This window comes from Aquisphaera insulae, from assembly GCF_011064615.1.
In the GTDB taxonomy this organism is placed as follows: domain Bacteria; phylum Planctomycetota; class Planctomycetia; order Isosphaerales; family Isosphaeraceae; genus Aquisphaera; species Aquisphaera insulae.
In genome coordinates this window covers 69,557-90,005 of record NZ_JAALJH010000035.1, presented here as the reverse complement: position 1 = coordinate 90,005, position 20,449 = coordinate 69,557, and the positions used below count along the sequence as shown (strand labels likewise).

7 protein-coding genes are annotated in these 20,449 nt (G+C 66.0%); all 7 read right to left on the bottom strand.

The annotated features are described in order from the left end of the window. Positions 1-189 precede the first annotated feature (189 nt). The 7 genes from G6O54_RS18910 to secA all read right to left on the bottom strand — a co-directional run bounded on the left by G6O54_RS18910 (position 190) and on the right by secA (position 20,088). Positions 190-4,281, bottom strand: a complete 4,092-nt coding sequence (locus tag G6O54_RS18910; RefSeq protein ID WP_165227218.1) for a protein kinase domain-containing protein — start codon at positions 4,279-4,281, stop codon at positions 190-192. 100 nt (positions 4,282-4,381) lie between these two features. After that, positions 4,382-6,439: an endo-beta-N-acetylglucosaminidase gene (locus G6O54_RS18905; RefSeq protein ID WP_165227217.1), complete on the bottom strand. Its 2,058-nt coding sequence runs from the start codon at positions 6,437-6,439 to the stop codon at positions 4,382-4,384. 467 nt (positions 6,440-6,906) lie between these two features. Beyond that, positions 6,907-7,869 carry a DUF1559 domain-containing protein gene (locus G6O54_RS18900; protein WP_165227216.1) on the bottom strand — a complete coding sequence of 321 codons (963 nt, stop codon included), beginning with the start codon at positions 7,867-7,869 and terminating at the stop codon, positions 6,907-6,909. Positions 7,870-9,116: 1,247 nt separating this feature from the next. Beyond that, entirely contained in the window at positions 9,117-13,799 is a 4,683-nt protein-coding gene (locus G6O54_RS18895) for a hypothetical protein (protein WP_165227215.1), read from the bottom strand. A gap of 490 nt (positions 13,800-14,289) precedes the next feature. Next, positions 14,290-14,673 (bottom strand): DUF3467 domain-containing protein, encoded by a 384-nt coding sequence (locus G6O54_RS18890; protein WP_250846975.1) that lies wholly within the window; start codon positions 14,671-14,673, stop codon positions 14,290-14,292. Between the two features lie 142 nt (positions 14,674-14,815). Further along, positions 14,816-16,120, bottom strand: coding sequence for a 3-deoxy-D-manno-octulosonic acid transferase (locus G6O54_RS18885; RefSeq protein ID WP_165227214.1), 1,305 nt, complete (start codon positions 16,118-16,120; stop codon positions 14,816-14,818). Between the two features lie 314 nt (positions 16,121-16,434). Further along, entirely contained in the window at positions 16,435-20,088 is a 3,654-nt protein-coding gene (gene secA, locus G6O54_RS18880; RefSeq protein WP_165227213.1) for a preprotein translocase subunit SecA, read from the bottom strand. Between the last annotated feature and the right edge of the window lie 361 nt (positions 20,089-20,449).

The following is a 20,449-nucleotide window of genomic DNA, read 5'->3' as shown; positions in this document are numbered from 1 at the left end:
CACGGCATCAAGGACGAGGCGCTTGTCCCTGGCGACCTTGCCGTGCTGGCCAGGCTGTCCGGGCAGGAGGTCCTTGATCCGGGCCCAATCGTCGTCCGAGATCGCGTGGCGATGTCGCATGGCGGGGCCTCCGTGGTGTCAACGCGTGACCCTCATAAACCGAAATCAGCCAACCGTTGTCCACAAGACCTAACCTGGGGGCATCGCTTTTCGCAACTCGTCCCGGCGTAGCAGGTCCTCGGCCTCTTTGCGAAGTAGGTGGCACTGGACGTAGTAAATCCAGTCGGACCAGATCTTGCTCTTGGGGTCACGAGGCATCTCCTGATCCATGTGGTCGATCGCCGTCGATTCGTCCTCGAGGATCGAGCGAGCTTCTTCACGGCGGCCGGCCTGATGGTGCAGCATGCACTGAAAGAGCCATTCCCAGCCGATGTGGGAGTACTTGGTCTGCTTACTCCATGGGCGCTGAAGCGCCTCGGCAAGGCGGCCCGCACGCAGGAGCGCGGCCACGTGGATGCGAGAATCGCCGTCGTAGCCCTCGGCGGCTCGGACCGCCAGGCGGATCACGGCGTCCCACTGTGGCACTGTGTTTGCTTCGAGCACACAGGTCAGCGCGGTCATCTGTGCCGCCCCTGGGTCCTCGGTGGCCTCGGCGAGCTCGATCATGCGCGCACAGGCATTCCGGTAGCCTGCCTGGTCGTCCAGAGCCAGCCGGGCCATTGCCAGGTCGCGGCGGTAGCCGATGCGATCGGGGGCCAGCGTCACGGCCCGCGTGAAGTGGTCGCTGGCCTCGGCGAAACGGCCCAGGCGCGCTTTACAGTGGCCGATTGCGTCGTGGGACTCGGGGTACTTCGGGTCGGCGGCGACAATCCAGTCGTGAAACCAGAGCGACGCCTCGTGCCGGTGCACGCGCTCGAGGTTCTCCGCACGCTGGGCGCACCAGCCGCGCGCGGATTCGAGCCCGCCGAGTTCACGGGCCCGGTCGAGCTCTCCCCTCGCCTCGGCATCGCGGGAGCTGCGGTGCAACACGGCGGCCCGCCGGGCGTGCAACGACCAGTCGGTGGGACGGGCCTTCGACAACCAGTCGAGGTGGGACAGCGCCGCCCCAGGAGGCCCCGCGACTTCAAATGCCCCGGCCATCCCATCGTGCCAACTGAGGATCGCGTCGGCGCCTGGTTCGAGGTCCGCCGCCAGCGGGCTGCCCATGACCTGTGCGCGCCGCTCACGCCAGGCTGGGGCGTCGAGGACCAAGCCAGCCTTGCCCGTGTCCTGCTGCTCGCCGGTGATCGTTTGCACCCACAACTTGACCAGGGCCGGGTCGCCGGCAACCGGTTGCGGTAAGGGCCAGCGCCGGGCGGCACCGTCGTCGCACAGGGTCAAGAAGCTCCGGCGATCGTCGGCGAAACGGACGCTTGTGACGGCGCCCTCGTGAAGAGCGGGCGGGCCGATGGGGAGGGCGGTGGCCGAGTCCCAGAGCACGACCTCGCCGTTCAATGTGCCGGTCAGCGCGAGGGCCCCATCGTCGCTGAAGCTCACCGAGAGCACTTCCCCGACGTGCCGCATCGGCGGGCCGATCGGTTGGCCCGTCTGGAGATTCCAGAGCCGTGCGGTCTTGTCGCCGCTGCCCGTCAACGCCCTGGTCCCGTCGGGGCTGACCGCCACGCTGACAATTCCCCGCGCATGGTGCAGGGTCGGCGCGGCTCGTTCGCCCGTGTGAATGTCCCAGAGCTGGGCGGTGTTGTCGTGGCTGCCGGTGAGTACGTGCTGGTTGTCCGGGGCAAAGGCCACCGTGCGAACCCAATTGTCGTGCAACAGCGGCTTGCCGATCAGCCGCCCGGTCGCCACCTCCCAGACGCGAGCCGAGTTATCGGTGCTCCCCGTGACGACGTAGCGTCCATCAGGACTGAACGAGGCACAGAGGTACTCCCAGACCCAGTGCGGGATCGGCCGGCCCCGGTCGCCGGTGATCCGGGTCCGGGGGCGACCCGAGACGAGCGATGGGTCCAGGCTGCTCCGGGTCAGGGCGGGATCGCTCTGAGTCAGCGGAATGGCCGTGAGCGCGTGGAGGGGCAGGTCCCAGATGCGGGCGAGTTTGTCTTCCGAGCCGGTGATCACGCGACGGCCGTCGGGGCTGAAGTCCACCGCGATCACGGAGTTCTGATGGAGGAGCGGCGGTCCGACCTGTTTGCCCGGTGACCAGTCCCAGAGGCGGGCAAGGCTATCCTCGCAGCCGGTTGCCACCAGGCCGCCATCGGGGTGGAAGCCGATGGCCTTCAAGAGTCCAGGATGACGCATGGGCGAGCTCACCAGCCGGCGGTCCGGGACCGAATAGACGAACGCCTCGTTGCTGTTGCAGGCCACGGCCAGGTACAGGCCATCTCGGCTCAGGGCCATCGCCACCACCTGCGTCGTCTTGATCGGCTCTCCCGAGAGCTTCCAGGTCGAGGTATCCCAGAAGCGGATCAAGCCGTCGTAGGCACCCGTGATCGCCAGCCCGCCATCCGGTGTGAACACGCCGCCTCGGATCGTCGCGGGATGGGGCAAGGGCGGACTGACCGGCTTGCCGCCGGCAACTTCCCAGACCCGCGCCGAGCTGGCGACCGAGTAATCGGGATAGCCCGTTGCCGCCAGCAGCCAACGACCGTCCGGGCTGAACTCGACGGAGTTCACGAAGTCCGGTTGCGGGATCGGTGGACCGCTCAGCGTTCCTGTGGCGATATCCCAGATCCGCACCGACTTGTCGTCGGTCCCCGTGGCGAGGAGCCGGCCGTCCGGGCTGAAGGCCATCGCGAGGACCTCCCCAGAATGGACCAGGGCCTGGCCAACCGGCTCGCCGGTCAAGGCATCCCGGCGGCGCACGGAGTTGCCCACGGCGGTGGCATAGGTCGCACCATCCGGGCTGTAGGCCACACACGTCACCCATCCTTCGTGGCCGATGAGGGATCGCTGGACGGTCATGGTCGCCCGCCAGGCGGCGAGATTCAAGCGCACCAGGTCGGCAAAGCCCCGGTCTTCCTCCGGATTGACAGCGAGGCTTTCCGGCATCCAGAGCAGCCCCTCGGTCACCTTGCCCTCCAAGCTGAGCTGCAAGCCGCGGTCGAGGGCCAGGCCGGCCGACATCCGCTGCGACTTGAGCTTCTCCGCGTTGGCATCGGCGAGGGCCCGGTTGATCTCGGTATACGACCAGATTCCCAGGCCCAGGAGAGCCGCCAGGCACAGGTGCACGAGGACGACGAGCGCGGCCAGGGCCGGACGGCGCCACGCCCACAGGAGCAATTGCTCCCACAGGGGAACCGGCCGGGCCCGGATCGGCTCCCCGCGCTGCCAACGGCGCAGGTCGTCGGCCAGGGAGTCGGCACTGGAGTAGCGTTTCTCCGGCTCCTTCCGCAGGCACTTGAGGCAGATCGTCTCCAGGTCGGCCGGCACCCCGGCGCGGAGGAGATGAGGGGCGACCGGCTGCTGGCTGCGAACCATGTCCAGGGTGGCGACGATGCTGCTGGCCTGGAATGGCGGTCGCCCCGTCAGGCACTCGTACAGGATGGCCCCCAGGGCATACACGTCCGCCGCCGGCCCGACGTGCTTGGATTCGCCGGCGGCCTGTTCCGGCGACATGTAACTGGGCGTGCCGAGCGTCGTTCCCGTCTGGGTTTGACCGATGTCGCTGTCGAGCTGTCGGGCAAGGCCGAAGTCCGTCACCTTCGGCGAGCCATTGGCGTCCAGCAGGATGTTCGCGGGCTTGAGGTCGCGGTGGATGATGTTGCGGGTGTGGGCCAGGTGCATGGCCCCTGCGAGGGTCGCGATCACCTCGGCGGCCTCGCGCGGGCTCACCGGGCCCCGCTTCAGCCTCTGGGCGAACGTGCCGCCCTCGACGAACTCGAGCGCGGCATAGGGCAAGCCCTCGTGCTCGCCGACCTCATGGACCTGCACGATGTTCGGGTGCTGCAAGCGAGCCACCGCCTCGGCCTCGGCCCAGAAGCGTAGCCGCTCCACCTCGCCGGCATGGCCGCCGCTGAGGATCATCTTGAGGGCGACCACCCGCTTCAGGGCAAGATGCCTGGCCTCGTAGACCACGCCCATCGCGCCTCGGCCGAGCACACCGACGATCTCGAAGCCGGGCACGACGGGGGTGGCTGCGTTGGGGGCCGTGGCAATCGGGCGCTTGTCCTGGCCTTCGGGCCCGAGGGAGGTTCCTGTCACCTGCCGAACGGTGAAGAAGCGAGCAACGTCGTCCGGAGCCGTCTTCTCGAGCTCGTCGATCGGCTCGTGAGACACTTCATCCATGGTTCGCAACGGATCGTCGGGCTCTGACGGTGGCATTGGCTCCCCCGCCCACACAAAGTTCCCTCTTGCCTGCGACGACTGCCCCGGCGGCCCTTCTCTTCTAAGGGTTCCCCTCCCCGGGCCGGACAAGGAGGTCGACATCCTGCGACTGTCCCGCGGCGTTCACCTCCTGGACGGTATATTGACTGAAGTCTGTATAGTGGAAACGAGTGTTGAAGATGTTCTGGTACGTGCTGTACACCGAGTTGTAAGCAACCCCGAGCAGATGCTTCTTCAAACCTTCGCAGTTGCCCCAGATGCGGTAGTGGGACTTCTCGGGGCACTTGTCGGACCAGTTGAGCATCCCGCCGGGCCTGTCGGGGCTCAGGCACCGGTTCTGGGGGGGCTGCGGCATGGTCGCGCTGTCCAGGAGGGCGAGCTTGCCCAGCGAGCAAGAAAAGTTCGTCGACGACGTCCCGCCGTTCCGGATGCTTATTCCGACCGCCGTAATCTGCATGCCGATGTATTGGGTCGGCAATTTGAGGTCAACCTGGGTCCAGCCATTGGTCCCGACGTGGCGATACTCCTTGACTTCCCCCTGCGGGAACGAGAGCATACCACTGATCAGCAGATTGCTCGATTCCTCGACCCTTACGGTCAGCGACAGCGTCTGCGTCCCGGTGGCGGTCACGTCCGTCTTGTAGAGCCAAAACGCGACAAACCCCCCGTTCGGTTCGGCCGTGCCGGTGATCAGGAGACGAGATCCGCCGGTGAAAGCGTCCCCGTAGTCGAGTTCCGCCTTTCCGTCGGCTTTCCTGGCGTGACGGACCACCTGCCATGTGGGCAGCACGCTCTGATCGCTCAGATTGTTCCAGGGCGTGTCGGCCTCCCGCCTGCCGTCCACGTTGTAGAAGTCCCCCTCGCCGGTGTTGAAGGTTGTCACGAACGGAGTGGCACGGACGACGGATCTGAGTTCCAGATACCGTTCCATGAACTGGTCGGGATGGGGATCGAACGCTTCGCCGTCCGGTTCGAAGTCTGGCGGCCCCTTGTCTCGTTGGAATTTGGCCGAACCCGTCCAGAACGCCCGATCATTCTGATGGAAGCGCTCGCGGTCCCGCAGCTTCTTGTCGTTCTCCGTGACTCCCCGGAACAAGGTCCAGCCCGGGGCGTAACACCCAAGGCCCGTGTAGGAGCTGGTAGGTATCGGTGACCCTTGTGTGACGCAGCCGAGGGCGGAGAAGAAGACGTCCTTGTAGTTGCCATTCTTGTCCTTGTGATAATAGGGCTCTGTCTTCCTGTAGCAGTCCATCATCATCGTGACGTCATTCTTGGGACGGCCCCAACTCCGTGCCAATTGCCCGGATTCCTTCGGATAATTCTCCGACTCTTTCTCGTAGGCCGGCCCCCAGGAGTAATTGGATTGAAAATGCCCCGCATCCTCGAAGAACTTCCTGGCGGAGTTCGTGAGCCGGTTTTGAAACTCTCCGTTGCCGCTGATCTTCGAATCGTACCACAGAATCTTCAGTTTATTTGCCCCGGCCGTACTCAGTTGCTTCATGATCCCGCACACGCACTCGCCGATTTTCTCATGATTTAGGCCGGCCCCCCTCCAGGCTTCATAATGCATCAGATATCCGTCAAATTTGAAATAGTTTGCAATGGCATGCATTCTTAGTGCAACATTATCCTTGTCTTGCACGAATTTTAGGACTGATTGGTCATATCCTGGTTTTCCCGGGTCTTCTCCGTTCAGCAGGCTATCCAGATTCAGGGTCGCCAGGCAGTCCACGCCGTTCTTGTGAGCCGCGTTCGTCCACACGGTCGGGGGGATTGTAAGAAGTGTGTCGCCTCCGAAGTAGTAACAGATATCGAGGTACTGCCAATAGCTGAAGTTGTAGACGTTGGCCGCCGTACGATTGCCGTCCGGGGATGTTCCGTGCCCGCCCTGGCACCACTTCGTGAACCAATGATCGTACACCCACTCCCCGTTGTCAAAACCGGCCATCGAGCTCGCAACTTTGTACGAGGATAGGGGGATACGCTCGGCCCTGGGGACGCGAGCCACGCACGCCCGTGTCACCCAATCTAATCCATCAGGACATCTGTAGAAGTCGTCGACGCTCGTGATGGGCTGGATGTACGGCTCGAACGGCTCGGTGGAATTGCCGTAATTCATGGGCTTCCTCTCTTGCCGAGGTGACAACGACGCCGATGCCACCATCGCATCAGCGGGCCATTTTCTGCGGAATCGCCGCACTCCGTGAACCCGATGACGCAAGTCGAATCCGCCAAACATCAAGCGGAGAGGACGAGATTCGAACACCACCCTGCATTTCCAGGGCTGAAGGTGTCGTGCCCCTAGCCCTCTCGCCTATCGCTTAAGCCGTTTGGGAGTTTCGGGTTGCGACCTATCGGATTGGTAAGACCCCCATCTCCTCTTCCTGTAAACCGCAGGTGCGGTTAACGGTACGGCAGATTGTAAACCGCTCGGCCCTTCAAATCACGGAAAGAGTTGGATTTCTTGAGTAACCGTCCGACCAGCCGCGTCCTGAAGAGATGACGCGCAAGCTGGTATCGAGGGCACGGACGAGAGGACGCCGGGCCTCCTCGAAGTCATGGTTGAGCAGGATCGCCCTCCTCCCCTCAGTAGGCGTCGGACGAGATGACCTCGCCGCCGTTGCGAGTTCCCAGCGCCTGCCAGGCAGCGAGGCTTACGGAGTTCATCACGAAGCGGACGCTGCCGTCGGCCAGCGCGATGTTCACTCCGCCGGGGTGCAGGCTGCGAGCGGCTGTGTCGAGCGAGAGGCGATCCCAGGCCGCGTTGGTGGCGTCGCCGAACGGGTTACCGCCGCGGCAGTCGGGTTCGGTGTGATTGGGTGTGCGGTGGTGGGAGTACATCGTATGGTTTGGTGCCCCGTAGATCCAACGGTTGCCCCGCGCCCGGGGGACTGCTGGGCCGTTGGAGCGGCAGGTCACTTCGTAGCTGAGGATGACCTGGTTGACGGTCTCGATAATGTGATTCGTCGTCAGGGTTGACGACCGGGCGAGTTCGCTGAGCATGACCGTCTGCGACGCACCGTCGGGGATGCTGGCAAAGCCAATTCGCGAGTTTTCATAGAGAATCCCGTTGTTGTCGATCACCGAGTGACGGCTCCCGACGCACATCTGGTAATTCGTCGGCGACTGCTCGGGCGTGTCGAACTGCGAGGAGGTATCACTCGGGCAGAGGAACTGGCTGATCCGAACGCGGCGGGCGGTGTCGTTCTGCGGACCGCCGATGCCGCGATCGGCGTTCAGTGAGAAGTTGATCGAGTTGTAGCAGGCAATCTGTTCGATTTGGGGCAGGATCTGCGCGAAGCAACTGTAGACCAACCCCAGGCCCTCGACGCGGCTGCGGACGCGTCCGGGCGGGAAAGTGGCGTGCGTTTCCTGATAGGTGTGCATTCCCAGAACGATCTGCTTGAAGTTGTTGATGCACTGCACACGCCGGGCCGCCTCGCGGGCGGCCTGGACCGCGGGCAAAAGCAGGGCGACGAGCACTCCGATGATGGCGATGACCACCAGTAACTCGATCAACGTGAAGCCACGAGCCGTTCGGCGCACCATGACTCGATTCTCTCCCCCCCTGGGCCGAACCAAAGGTCGAGGCTGGCTGGTGATGACGGAATGACGATGCAACTCAATCTACCTCACGAAGCAGCCTGAATCCACTCTCCGCGCAGCGAGAGCAGCGAGTGGCCCCTCACCCAAGATCGGGAAACCAGGGAGGCGGGATAAGCAGGCTCTCGAGCGGTCCATCAATTATGAACAACATAATGAACAAATGAGTATTATCGAGCCGGTCTCCTTCCCTGGGAGGTCAGGCCGATGGCCACGACGCTTTCCCGGGTCGTCGATGAGTCCGCCACGCCCTGGTATCTCGGCATCTCGCGGTGCGTCCGGTGGGCCAGGCTCTGCGGCGAGGCGACGGGCATCGCAAGGCGTGGATGGTCGACAACCGGCGCGAGCGCGGCGGGCTCTTCGCCGTCGATTGCCGCGGCTTCGCGGTGCGGTGCCCCGTGGCTATTGATGTCGCCCCTTGGATGACCGGCCATTGATGCCAGGTGCCTGGCGATCCATGTTCAGGAGCAGAGATTCGCAGGGGGATTGACCTCTCCGGTCGGACTATGTGGGCGATATAGCCCATTTTTCCCATTTTTGTGAAACCGGCGGCGTCCTTTCAGGGATTGTACTTGGAGAAGGAGGAGCCTTTGCGCGCGGTCGGTGCGCTGATCTCGAGTCGATCTTTGGAAATTCGGTGGTCAGTGGTCCATGAAGCCCGCGCCGGCCTGCGTGGAGGGCGCAGGCCGGCGGGAACTGGGCGAAAAGCGGCCGGCGAAGCGGCACCGTCCCGAGATGGTTAGCTTGAGGGTCCGACGAGCCTGGCAGCTGGCACGGAGCTGCGGGCGGGTGGCCGTGGTGGAACACCACGGGAGAGCAAGCCGTTGCGCCGGACGAGCTTTGCTGTCAGGCCCGGGCGGTCCCGTGGTGTTCCACCACGGCCACCCGGAGGCTTTGCGTGCGTGCGAGGAGTGTCAAGATCGGCCTTCGCGATTGGGGACGGTGCCAACAAAGCCAGTCCTGGATCTGAGCGTAAGGTCCTTAATAATAGGTATATGTGGACTGTCTGCCTGGGTGGCGTGATGACGAACAAAGCCAATGTCCCGGTGGCTGGCCGAAGTGCGTTTGTGGTGGGCTTGGAGTCGGCAGGAAACGAAGAAGCCGGCCTTCACCGAGTGGGGTGAAGGCCGGCCTCGAAGTGCGGCTCAATGACGTCCCGGGCCGAGCCTGAGGGCCCGGCCCGGTCGCTCGTCTCAGTGGAGCGAGCTCCAGAGCTTGTCCCAGAAATTGGTGCTCTTCTTGGCCGCGGCCTTCTGGGCCGCGGCCTTCTTGGTCGCCTGGGTTTGCTGCTGAGCGGCCGCGGCCGTGTCGGTGGACGACGTGCTGCTGGTCGTGCTCGCCGAGGTCTCCGTGGTCGTCGCGGCGGGCGTGGTCGTCGTGGTCGCGGCGGCGGCCGCTGTCGTGGCGGCTGCGGTCGCCCCGGTCGTGTCGGTCCCGAGCGTCCCGGCCGGCGTCAGGCTGGACGGGGTCGTCGTGGTCGACGTGCTCGACGCGTTCGAGCCGCTCTGGGCGAGGTTCTTCAAGGCCTCCAGGATCGCCGCGCTGTTGTCGGTGGACGTCGTACCCGAGGCGGTCGTGGTGGAACCGGTCGCGGTCGTCGTCCCGGACGAGGTCGCCGTCGCGGCCGGGGTCGTTGTCGGGGTCGTGGTCGTCATGGACGACGACATGGTCCCCGTCGTGGTGGTCCTGGTGACGGTGTTCGTCGTCGTGGTCCCGGAGGTCGTCGAGTCGCCCGTGGACGAGGGCGAGTTCACGACCGCGATCGGCGTGGTATAGGCCACCGACAACTTCTGCCCGTTCACCGTCGTCGTCTTCACCTGCGTGCTGCCGGCCGTGTAGCTGACCGTCGAGGTGGAGTTGAAGAGCGTGTAGAACGGCAGGAACGTCCCGGGGACCTTGTTGCGGTCGACGCCGAACTTGGCCGGCGACGTGTTCAGGTACTTCGCCAGCGAACCCCACGAGGCCCTGGCCGACTTCGGCACCCACTGGTACGACGGCAGGATGTGCTGCAGGTTCACGAAGTTCCGCTGGGCCGTCGGATCCACGAGGAAGCCGTTGTAGGAGGCTCGCTGACGATCCACGATCACGTAGGAGTCCGGCTGCGGCAGGAGCGTGTTCGCCAGCATCTTGAAGGAGTTGATGGCGATGCCGCCCTTGAGCTGGCCGTTGGCCAGGTAATCGAAGTAGTTGAACCGCCGCTGGAGGGCGGCCGGCTGGTCGGGGTTCTCGTTGAAGGACGTGTTGTTGACCCCGGTCTCCACCTGGGCATAGCTGGACGTGCCGCCGAGGAGTCGGGCCATGGCCCCGGCTTCCGGCAGGCCCTTGGCCAGCGACGTGTCGGTGAAGTCCTGGATCTCCTTGGCCGTGATCAGGCCGTCGCTGTTCGAGTCGATGATCGGGAAGATGTTGTTCTTGAGGAGGTAGTTGATCGCGATCGTCCCCTCGATGGAGGCGACGGCGTTGCCCACGTCGACGCGGGCGTACGACGGGGCGCTCGTGCTGCCGGTGTAGCCGTACTGCCGGTCGGTCGTGCCGACGAGGTTCGGCGTGGAGAGGGAGCCGCCATCGTTGACGTCCGCGACCGGGACGGCCGTGTACGCCAGGATGCCGTTGATGCCGTCGGGCGTGGCGTAGGCGGAGAGGTCCTTGATCGAGTGCTTCCCGAAGGTAAGCTGATTGGCACCGACCGGCTGGGTCAGGTAGGCGTCCTGGGTCACGCCGCTGGCGCTGTGGGACAGGTTGGTCCAGTAGTCGAGCGCGGAGGCCACCAGGGCATAGGACCCGGTCACGATCGCGGACGACATCGAGGTCCCGACCTGGGTGAAGGTCAGGTGGTTGTTCGGGTCGCCGGCGCCGCTGCTGGTGGTGGTGGTCCCGCTCGACCCGATCAGCGAGAAGGTCCTGCGGAAGGTCGGGACGTCGATCGCGGGGGCCGCGAAGTCGGTCGCCACGCTCCGGTTCATGGATCCCAGGATCCGGTCGCTGTAGAGCGTGAAGTCGGCCGCGGCGATGGCGGCGACGTTGGGATCGACGCCGGTCGCGGTGCCCCCTCCCCCGCCGGCGTTTCCGCCGCCGCCGCCGTTGTTGCCGCCGCCACCGCCGCCGGTGCCGTTATTGCTCCCCGCCGTCCCGCCGATCGTCAAGTTATTGCCGAACACGAGGACCGGGCCGAGCGAGTTCGGGATCACGCTGACGACCGGGTCGTTGGGCGTCGAGCTGGCGTCGAGCGTGTACGGGAACGGATAGGTCCCGGTGACCGAGATCGTCTCGTTGAAGATCGCCGGCATCGACATGCCGTTGACGTCGCCCAGCGACGCATTGTCCGAGTTGTTGTATCCGCCGGCGAGCGTGCCGCTGTTGTTGCCGCCGGTGTTGCCGCCGGTGTTGCCGCCGCCGGTGTTGCCGTTGGAGCTACTCCCGCCGGAGCCGAGGGGGGCGCCGAACTGGCCGGCCGCGGCCACCGGGGCGATCCCGAGCTTGCGGAACCGGCGGAGCTGGTTCTTGAGGGCGATGACGATCTGGGGATATTCCTTGAAGGCCATCGCCTCGCTGGTGAACGTCTCCGGGGTGCCGAAGGCGAACGTCGTCGCGATGACGCGGTTCTGCCGCCCCGGGCGGATCGGGTCGGCCACGTAGGGATGCTTCGTGACGTACTGCATCGCCTGGTAGAGCACCTGGCTGGTCGTCAGGGCATTGGCGGTCTGGCTGATCGTGCTGCTCGAGTTGTTGCCGCCGCCGTTGTTGCCGCCGCCGTTGTTGCCGCCGCCGTTGTTGTTGCCGCCGGTCGTCGTCGAGCTGAGCGTGACCTGGCCCAGGAACGGCTGGAAGATCGCGATCGGCTCGATAGTCGCCTGGGGCACGAACTGGGCCACCACGCCGGCGACTGGCGTCCCGTGGCCGTCGGCCGTGTTCGACAGCGTGTTGCCGCTACTCGTGTTGCCGTTATTGCCGCCCCCCGTGTTGCCACCACCGCCGTTGTTATTGCCGCCGGTGGACGATGTCCCACCGCCGGAATTCGCGGCCAGGTCCTGGTTCCCCTTGCCGCCGGTCCAGAGGCTCTTGCCCTTGGTGACGCGGCCCCGGAACGGGGCGGAGTTGGCGTCCACGCCCGTATCCACGACCGCGACGGCGCTGTTCTGTCCCTCGTAGGGGACGCCCAGGGTCCGCAGGTCGTTGAGCCCGATCAGCGTGCCGCTCGTCGATCCCGCGAGGCTGGCCGTGGTCTTGAACTGCCAGATCGCGTCGTTGTCGGACGCGTAGAACGTGGTCCCGTCCGCGGAGAACGTGATCGAGAGCTCCGAGTCCACGAAGGAGGATGCGTCCAGGGCGGGAGAGACGTCGAAGCCCGTCGCGAACGTGGTCAGGATCCCGTCCTGAGTGATCCGGACGACGCGGCCTCCCAGGCCGAGCGTGCTGGTGGAGCTGCTGTAGTCGATCGGGACCAGCGGATTGGTGACGGGGTCGTATTGCTGTGAGGGATCGGCGAGCGTGATGCCGACCGGCCCGTCGCCGCTGACCGGGACGACGACGTTCACCCCCGCCGGGATGCCCAGGGTCGCATCCGCCACCGAGGTCACCGTCACCGAGAGGCCCGTGCCGAGGTCGGAGACGAACAGGCTACCCGCGTAATTCGGCGGAGTGGTCACCGTGTACGCGGTGGTCGAGGTGTTGGTGGTGGTGTTGTTGGTGGTCGTGCTGGTGAGGGGCAGCGTCTGGGAGAAGTAGCCGTACTGGTCGAAGCTGATGTCCTGGAACCGCCGCAGGTTCGTGCTCGCCACCGCCGACTGATCGAGCGTCAGCGAGGTGGTCGTGAGGGTCGAACCGATCAGCAGCTCGCCGTTGGAGCCCTGGACGCCGCTGAAGCCGGTCCGCGCCGGGATGCCGCCCTGGGTCGGCGTCCCGAAGTCGGTGAAGGCCGAGTAGATGGGCGAGAAGTAGTCGATGTTGGTCTGGGTCATCCCGACGATCGTTCCCAGGGTCAAGGCGGTCTGCGAGACCCCCTTGGGCAGGGAGCTGCCGTTGCTGATGACCTGGCCGGGCGTGTAGGCGTTGCCGTTGAAGTAGAGGGCGGCGAAGGTGTCGTTGGTGGTGGTCAGGCCGCTGCCCGCCAGCAGGCCCCGGAGCGTCGACTGGAGCTCCGGCCCGGGCATCACCATGCCGGTCGGGTTGATGTTGAACTTCGTCGCCGCCTGGCCGTCGGTCAGGGTCACGAACGCCCCGACGAACGTCCCGTTCGGCGAGATCATGTAGATCGCGTTCTTGGCCGGGTCGGAACGGTCAACCGTGCTGACGAGCATCAGCGGATTGCCGTTGATCACGCCCTCGGTGTCGAACGTGATGTCGTACCAGTTGACGAAGCCCGTCGACGACCCCAGCGAGTTCGCGGCCGGATTGACGCCGTCCGTCGAGAGGGCGTTGGGGTCGATCTGGCTCATGACCGTGTTCAGGTCGAAGAAGACCGACGACTTGCCCGTGGCGGGGTCGACGCGATAGATCACGCCCGGGCGGTTGATCGCGCCGGTGTTGCCCCCGGCGCCGCGAGAGATCGCGTAGACGCCCTTGCCGAAGTCGCCGCCGGGGCCCGCCTTGATTCGCACGATGTCGCCGCCGAACGAGCTCACGGGCGTCAGCTCGGAGACCGACGTGATCGGCGCGGGGGAAGAGACGTTCGTGCCCGTCGTCGTCGCCGCCACCGTGACCGTCCCGAGCAACGCATTCGTCGGCGTCGTCGCCGCGGTGAAGGTCGCCGTGAAGGGGAAGGTCGGTACGTAGGGGGCGAGCAGGCAGCGATCCTCCAGGGGCAGCGGGGTGTCGAGCTTGATCGAACGCCGCCGTTTGGCCGGGCCTTGGGCCCGCGGTCGGGATGGCTGAGACATTCCATTATCTCCTAACGCTGGACTCGTCCGTCCTGAACCGAGGCCGAGATGCCCGGCAAGTCACAGTATCGGCGCAAGCGTCACTCGTTGGTGAGTCGAAACATCCGGCAAGACCCCTGATCGGGGCATAACCCGCACGCGCGGATCATTTCTTACCCTCAGCATCGGATGAACGAGGAAGCCGCGATCAACGATTCCGTCGGCAAATCCGGAGAACTCGCCCTTTTCCGGCGACCCGAGTCCTCGAACGCGTCTAGATCGGGAGCACGCGGCCCGGCGGGCGAGACGAGATCCCGAGGCTCAATCCGAGCCGGGTGCCGGCTGATGTGAAAGCGGAGGGGTTGCCGAAGATGGGGCGGCAAGGCCGTGCGGAATGGCCGAGGGGGCTGGACGTGTCGGCGTCGCGGGGGGAAGGATGGGAGCAGGGCTATTCAGCGATCGAGACGCGGGCGGTCGGGCGAGGATGGCTCCTCGCCCGCCGCCGTCAGCATCACTCGACGACGTTGTGCGAGCCGGGGCGGGGCGGCTGGGGATAGGCGACGGGCTGCTGGGGGGCTCCGGTGGCCCGTCGGCGAACGTCCAGCTCGATGGAGCCGAAGGTCCCCTCGTGCCTCTGGATCGTCATGCCCAGCGCCGTGAGGAGGCGCTTCGCGGTGTAGAAGTTCATCACGATCCGCTGGTTCGCCTTCACGTCCTGGCGGCCGGTGGCGAAGGGCTGAGGATTGAGCCCGAAGTCGAGGATGACCTCTTCCGGCGTCGCGGTGACGCGGCAGAAGTTGGAGTAGGACGGAAGCGTGCTCGAGTCGTCCACAACCACTTCGGTCGTCTGGGCCTGCTGAGGCTGGGCGGGATGCTCGATCTCTTTTTCGCTCATCGCGGGGTCCTGACTGCTGAAGATGTGCCGCCGTTCCAGGGATAGAACGGTTCTCGAAAACAAGGGAGAGGCGACGGCGCGCTCGTTCCCAGGGATCCTCCAAGATGGCCCGAGACTAACGCGAAGTCCAGGGCGATATCAATCAATTTCTCGCGGAGGCTCGCGAATCGACGAGTCGGTCAAGCTCGGCCAGGGTCCGTCCCGAGGCGCCGTGCTGTGCCAGGACGAAGCTCCGGCCGGCCTCGCCGCGGGCGGCGGCGGCCTCCGGATCTTCCAGGTCCTCGCGGAGCCGCAGGCCCAGCTCGCGAGCGTCCGCGACCCGCCTCGCCGCGCCCCGGGCCAGGAGCTGCTCGACCGGCTCCCGGAAGTTGGTCGTGTGCGGCCCGAACATCACCGAGGCACCGTAGGCGGCGGGCTCCATCATGTTCTGCCCGCCGCGACCGGGAAGCAGGCTCCCCCCCACGAACGCCACGTCCGCGAGTCCCCAGACGGCGCCGAGTTCGCCGATGGTGTCGATCAGGATCACCGGCGGCGTGCCCCTGTCGACCCCGGTCACCTCGCCGGTGCTTCGCCTGAGGACCGACTCGCCTTGCTGGACGAGCCATCGCGCCACCTCCGAGAACCGCTCCGCATGGCGCGGCACCACGACCAGCCTGAGGCCCGAATGCTGCGTCCGGGCCGCCCGATAGGCGTCGAGCGCGGCCTCCTCCTCGCCTTCCATGGTACTCCCGGCGACGAAGATCAGGTCGGACGGCGAGAGCCCGAGCTCTCGCCGCAGCTCGCGCGTCCGGGCGTTGTTGCGATCGCTCTCCAGGCCGTCGTATTTCACGGAGCCCGTGACGCTGACGCGGTCGCCGGGGACGCCCAGGTCCACGAACCGCCGGGCGTAGTCGACATCCTGCGCCGCCACCGCATCGATCCGCCGCAGGGTCCGGCCCAGGGGGAGCCGCAGGCTCCGATAGCCGCGGAAGCTGCGAGGGCTCAGCCGGGCGTTGATGATCGCGACCTTGGCGCCGGAGCGCTTCGCCGCCCGGATCAGGTTGGGCCACAATTCCAGCTCCACCAGGGCGAGCACGGTCGGCCTGACCCTCTCCACCGCCCGCCGGGTGGCCCAACTGAAATCCAGGGGGGCATAGAAGGTGACCAGGTCCGGATAGGTCTTGCGAGCGACGGCCAGGCCGGTCGCCGTGGTCGTCGAGATCACGATCTCCCAGCCGGGACGGCGTCTCTCCATCTCCCGGACCAGCGGTCGCAGGAGCAGCACCTCGCCCACGCTCACGGCGTGGAACCAGAGGCAGGGCCCGTCGCCGATCCTCCTGGGGGCATCGCCGTGCAGCTTCTCCCACCAGCCTTCCCGATACTTTCCCGCCCGGAACATGCGGTAAGCCAGCACGGGAGCGAACAGGAGGAGGGTCGCAAGATAGACCACGTCGAGGGCGATCGGCATCGCGGGGAATCCTTTCCCGTTCCTATCATTCCATGCGGGGCCGGTCATGTTCCCGGCTCGATGCCATGAGCCTTTCGCAATTCGCATGCCCGGGGACGCCGTTCCTTCGGCAAGCTCCGGCGAGTGACGATCGATCGCCACTCGACCCTCGCGGCCACCCTCGGCCGGCGGCCGGCGAGCCCCGAGGGATGACCGTAAGTGCTTTGAGGGCCTGAATCAGGGCAAGGCCCCGATCTCCTTGACGGCTCCAGGGTCCGGGGGTCGCCTCCGCGGCCCCCGAAACGTGCGCGACCCGGGGACGTCGGGCTGACTGGTCAAAATGCGTCGCCGCCGTGCTTTCGCATGCAGCAGGCTTTGAACTTTTTGCCGGAGCCGCAGGGGCAGGGATCGTTGCGACCCACCTTTTTTCCAACGTTGCGGACGGGCTCCTTCTTCTTCTCGGTCGATCGCTCGCTGCCGGCGATGGCGGCGTCCTGGACCTCGCGGATGCCGCCGCCCGAGGGGGCGGAGACGGCCGCCACCTCGGTGTCCGCCGACTGGTGGATGGTCTTCGCCCGATCGAGCTTCCAGCGCGACCCCAGGTAAGAGAGGAACTCGGGATCGAAGTGCTCGACCCGGAAGATCAGGTCGGTGGCCCGGTCGGCGATGCCGTTCCACATCTCGGCGAAGATCCGCATCCCCTCGCGCTTGTACTCCACCTTGGGATCCACCTGGGCATAGCCCTGGAGGCCGATCGAGGACCGAAGGTGGTCCATCGCGCGGAGGTGTTCCATCCAGGCCGCGTCCAGGATCTGGAGCATCACGACCTTTTCCATCTCCCGCATCTCCGGGCGGCAGCGCGCGTCCAGGGCGGCGCAGAGGGCGGAGCGTGCCTCATCGGCGGGGAGGTCCGCGAGCTCGTCGGGGTCGATCGAGGCGCCGAGGTCGGCGGAGGCCCACGCGGCCAGCTCCCTGAGGGCGGCCTGATCGGGATGCGCGACCGCGGTGCGGCCCGAGGCCGCCGGGTAGGCGGCGTCGAGCCGGCGATTCAGCTCCGATTCGAGCCCCACGCCGCGATATTGCTCGTGGGCCAGCTTGAGGAGCATGGCCTCGATCTCGGCGCGGAGCATCGGGCGGAGCTCCTCCTCGTCGATGACGGTCCGGTAGCGATCCGAGGCCCAGGCGGCGAGCCCCTCGCGGTCGAGCCGCGGCGTGACGTGCTGGTGAGACCCCTGATGCTGTGAACGGTCGCCGAGGAACCGCGTCAAGGCGATCCGCACCGGGAGCTCCGCTTCCTTCCGCGAATAGAGGGTGCGAGCCTGGGCCTGCAACTGGCGGGTCACCTCCGCCTTGTCCTTGCCGGCCCAGTCCGCCGGGTCGATCACCAGGCCGAACTTGTGATGGGCCCAGCCGGCCAGCGATCGTCGGCCCCAGTCGGGCTGGAGGAACTCGCGGCCCGGCTCCAGGTCGAACTTCTCGATCGACGCCTTCGACTTCTCGTGGAGGAACTCCTCGAGCGCGGGGCGGTCCAGCTCGGCGTCGCCCTGGAGCTCGGGGTCGCGGACCAGGAAGGCCCTGAGCTCCTTCTCCTTCAGGTTCAGCTCGAACCGCTTGTTCGCCCAGGTGGTGAGGGCGACCCAGGTCCATTCCGAGGGCTCCGCGTCGGCGGGGAGGTTCTCCTCCATGGCCTCGCGGATGGCGTCGTAGAGCTGACGTTCGGCCTTCTCGTGGACGCGGTCCACCACGTCCTCGAACGACGCGCCGCGGAGGTCGCGGGGGGGGATCTCCACGCCCAGCCGCTGGCCGACCCACTCGGCGAAGCTCGCCGCGCCGTAGTCGTCGGCGAGGAACCGATCGGCGGCATCCTTGATCTGGGCGTCGATCATGTCGAGGATCTTGTCCTTCGGGGGCTCCCCTTCGAGCAGCCCCTGGCGGAACGTGTAGACGCGCTTCCGCTGCTCGTCCATGACCTCGTCATATTCGAGCAGGTTCTTGCGGATGTCGAAGTTCCGCTCCTCGACCTTCTTCTGGGCCCCCTCGATGCGGCGGGTGACCATCTTGCTCTCGATGGCCTCGCCGTCCTGCATGCCCAGGCGGGTGAGGACCGAGGAGACCCACTCTCCGGCGAACTTCCTCATCAGGTCGTCGTCGAGGGCGAGGAAGAACCGGGACGACCCGGGGTCGCCCTGGCGGCCCGACCGGCCGCGGAGCTGGTTGTCGATCCGGCGACTCTCGTGCCGCTCGGTGCCGATGATGTGCAGGCCCCCGAGCGCCGCGACCTCGCGGCCCTCGGCCTTCATCTCCGGCTCGTACTTCGCCACGGCGGCCTGCCAGACGTCGGTGGGGACGTCGAGCCGGGTCTCATACCTGAGCGAGCCCCCCTCGACGGTCTCGCGCTTGAGGTCGGCCCAGGCCATGAACTCGGGATTGCCGCCGAGGATGATGTCGGTGCCGCGGCCGGCCATGTTGGTGGCGATGGTCACCGCGCCCTTGCGGCCGGCCTGGGCGACGATCTCCGCCTCCTTCTCGTGGAACTTGGCGTTGAGGACCTGGTGCTCGATCCCGAAGCGGTGGAGGTAATCCGAGAGCTCCTCGGACTTCTCGATCGAGACGGTGCCCACCAGGATGGGCCGTCCCGTGGCGTGGACCTCCTTGATCTCGTCGAGGATCGCCTGGTTCTTCTCCCGTTCGTAGCGGAAGATCACGTCCGGGAAGTTCTTGCGGGTGAGGGCGCGGTTGGTCGGGATGGCGATGACATCGAGGCCGTAGACCTTGTAGAACTCGTTGGCCTCGGTCATGGCGGTGCCCGTCATGCCCGACAGCTTCTTGTAGAGCTTGAAGAAGTTCTGGAGGGTGATGGTGGCGAGGGTCTGGTTCTCCTCCTTGATCTTCACCCGTTCCTTGGCCTCGACCGCCTGGTGGAGGCCGTCGGACCACTGGCGGCCGATCATGAGCCGACCGGTGAACTCGTCGACGATCACGACCTCGCCGTTGGGCTGGACCACGTAGTCGCGGTCGCGGCGATAGAGGTGGTGGGCCTTCAGCGAGTTGTCGATCAGGTGCGGCCATTCCATGTTGCCGGGCGTGTAGAAGCTCTCGAGCCCGGCGATCTTCTCCGCCTCGCGGATCCCCTCGTCATTGAGGTGGCAGGTCCGCTCCTTCTCCTTGACCTCGAAGTGCACGTCCCGCCTGAGGAGCCGGGCGATCCGATCGGCCTCGGCATATTTCCGCACGTCGTCGAAGGCCGGCCCGCTGATGATCAGCGGGGTCCTCGCCTCGTCGATGAGGATCGAATCCACCTCGTCGATGATCGCGTAATGGAGCTCGCCCTGGCACTGGTACTCCTTGACCGGCTTCATGTTGTCGCGGAGGTAGTCGAAGCCGAACTCGTTGTTGGTGCCGTAGGTGATGTCGCGGGAGTAGATCTCCTGCCGCTCCGAGGACTCCATCTCCGACTGGATGGCGCCGACGGTCATCCCCAGGCCGTGGAAGAGGGGGCTCATCCACTCGGCGTCGCGGCGGGCCAGGTAGTCGTTGACCGTGACGACGTGCACCCCCTTGCCCTCGAGCGCGTTGAGGTAGGCCGGCAGGGTCGCGACCAGGGTCTTGCCCTCGCCGGTGACCATCTCGGCGATGTCGCCGCCGTGGAGCACCATCCCGCCCATGAGCTGGACGTCGAAGTGCCGCATGTGCATGAACCGCCGCCCCGCCTCGCGGCAGAGGGCGAAAGCCTCCGGCAGGAGCGACTCCAGGCTCTCTCCGTCTTCCCTCCGCTTTCGGTACTCGGCGGTCTTCTCCTTGATCTGCTCGTCCGAGAGCGCCTGCATCTGCGGCTCAAGCTCGTTGATCTTCGCCACGACCGGGCGCATGGAGCGAATCCGACGCTCATTCGCGCTGCCGAACAGCTTGACGAGCCCCTCGGACACGTTCTCCGACAGGGCCGTGAACGCATCGGTCGTCTTATCCCAAAGCTCGGTCAGCACTTCCATTGCCGCGGATCCTCTCCCGGATGTCGCCGAGAACGCGTTAAGTCGTTGGAAAATCGTATCTTATAACGGGCCGAAGGATCCCGTCAAGCGGACCAGCCGTCGCCGGAGGTGACCGGGCCTGCTCGGACCTCGCCCCTTCACATTCATGGGACAGCCGAGCCTCGAAGACTCGCCCCGGGTGGCCACAAGCCGACCCGTCGTCAACCCTTGAGCTCCCGAAGGACAAGGCCAGGGCCGCTCACCCCCTTGCGATTCTCCGGGCCCCTTCTACAATTTCAAAGGTTTCCGAAATTTCGACCTTGTTGAAGGATCGACCTGTGTCGTCGTGGTTGGATGGATCGAAATCAGGGCAGAGGCCGGG